The sequence below is a fragment of the Arthrobacter endolithicus genome, assembly GCF_026627425.1.
In the GTDB taxonomy this organism is placed as follows: Bacteria; Actinomycetota; Actinomycetes; order Actinomycetales; family Micrococcaceae; genus Arthrobacter_M.
Genome location: NZ_JAPNLH010000053.1, coordinates 1 through 2,007 on the forward strand (window position 1 = coordinate 1; position 2,007 = coordinate 2,007).

1 protein-coding gene is annotated in these 2,007 nt (G+C 59.5%); it reads left to right on the forward strand.

Translation table 11 applies throughout. The annotated features are described in order from the left end of the window. The first annotated feature begins 53 nt into the window (after nt 1–53). Nucleotides 54–2,003, forward strand: coding sequence for a primary-amine oxidase (locus tag OS914_RS17940; protein ID WP_267547416.1), 1,950 nt, complete (start codon nt 54–56; stop codon nt 2,001–2,003). The last annotated feature ends 4 nt before the right edge of the window (nt 2,004–2,007 follow it).

Sequence of the window (2,007 nt, forward strand, 5' to 3'; positions counted from 1 at the left end):
GTTTCCGAACCCGTTTGGGGCTTCATTCTGATCAAAGAACCAAGGAGAAAATCATGTCTATCAACATTGAATCCCGAACCGTAGTAGGGGTAGCGCACCCTCTGGACCCGCTTTCCCGCGCTGAGATTTCCCGGGCGGTCTCCATCCTTAAGGATGGTCAGGCCGCGGCAGAGACGTTCCGCTTCATCAGCGTTGAGCTGCGCGAGCCAGCCAAGGAATTGCTGAGGGCCGGCAGTGAAACGGTACGTGAGGCGGACGCAGTCCTCATCGACCGTGGCACGGGACGTGCCTATGAAGCCGTTGTCGACCTTGATTCTGGAATCGTTCAGACGTGGACGCAGTTGGCTTCCGGCGTTCAGCCGCCCTTTATGTTGGATGAGTTTGCCGAGTGCGAGGAAAGCTGTCGAAAGGACCCGCGGGTCATTGAGGCCCTCGCCAAACGGGGCCTGACTGATCTGAACCTCGTCTGCTTTGAGCCTTGGTCTGTTGGCTATTTCGGTGAAGACGCTCAAGGGCGCCGGCTGATGCGCGCTCTCGTCTTCGTCCGGGAGGATCCTACCGATAGCCCTTATGCGCACCCGATCGAGAACTTCATCGTCTTCTACGACCTCAGCTCCGGGGAGGTTGTTAAGGTCGAGGACAACGAGTCCATCCCGGTCCCCCGTGCCAGCGGTAACTACCTGCCCAAATACGTCGGACCGGCCCGCACCGATCTCAAACCCATTTCCATCACCCAGCCTGAAGGTCCTTCCTTCAAGGTCACGGGAAACCACGTCCAGTGGGCCGACTGGTCCTTCCGCGTCGGTTTCACCCCCAGGGAAGGCCTGGTCCTTCACCAGCTGCGCTTCCGTGACAAAGACACCGAACGCCCCGTCATCAACAGGGCGTCCTTGTCGGAGATGGTTGTCCCCTATGGTGACACCGCCCCCGTACAGGCCAAGAAGAACGCCTTCGATTCCGGTGAGTACAACATCGGCAACATGGCGAACTCCCTCAAACTCGGCTGCGACTGCCTGGGCGAGATCAAATACTTTGACGGCATCACCACCGACAGCCACGGCAACCCGATGACCATTGAGAACGCCATCTGCATGCATGAGGAAGACGACAGCATCATGTGGAAGCACTTCGACTTCCGCGAGGGCACCGCCGAAGTCCGACGCAGCCGCAAGCTCGTGATCTCCTTCATCGCCACTGTGGCCAACTACGAGTACGCCTTCTACTGGCATCTCTACCTTGACGGGAGCATCGAGTTCCTGGTCAAGGCCACCGGAATCCTGTCAACGGCCGCCCAGCACCCCGGCGAGAAGACCCCGTATGGGCAGGCCCTGAACAATGACGGACTCTACGGACCAATCCACCAGCACATGTTCAACGTCAGGATGGACTTCGAAGTCGACGGGCCCAAGAACGCCGTCTACGAAGTCGACATGGAAATTCCTGAGGACAACCCCACACACACCGCTTTCCGTGCCGTCGATCGGCTCCTGGAAACCGAACAAGCGGCGATCCGCAAGGCAGACAACTCCAAGCACCGCTTCTGGAAGGTCGTCAACCACGACAGCAAAAACGTGGTGGACGAACCGGTAGCGTACCGCCTGATCCCCACCAACGCCATCACCCTAGCCGCAGGGGACGAGTCCTACGTCAGCCAGCGCGCGCAGTTCGCCCGCAACAACCTCTGGGTCACCGCTTACGACCGGACACAACGTTTCGCAGCCGGGGAATTCCCGAACCAAAGCACCAACGGCGATGACGGCCTGCCCGCATGGACCCGCGCGGACCGGAACATCGTCGATGAAGACCTCGTGGTCTGGTACACCTTCGGCATGCACCACGTCGTCCGGCTCGAAGACTGGCCCGTCATGCCCCGCCAAAACATCGGCTTCATGCTCGAACCCCACGGATTCTTCGACCAAAACCCCACCCTCAACCTCCCCACCCAAGAAACAACCACCACAACCACCAAAGCCGCACACTGCTGCAACGGACACGAATCATGAACCG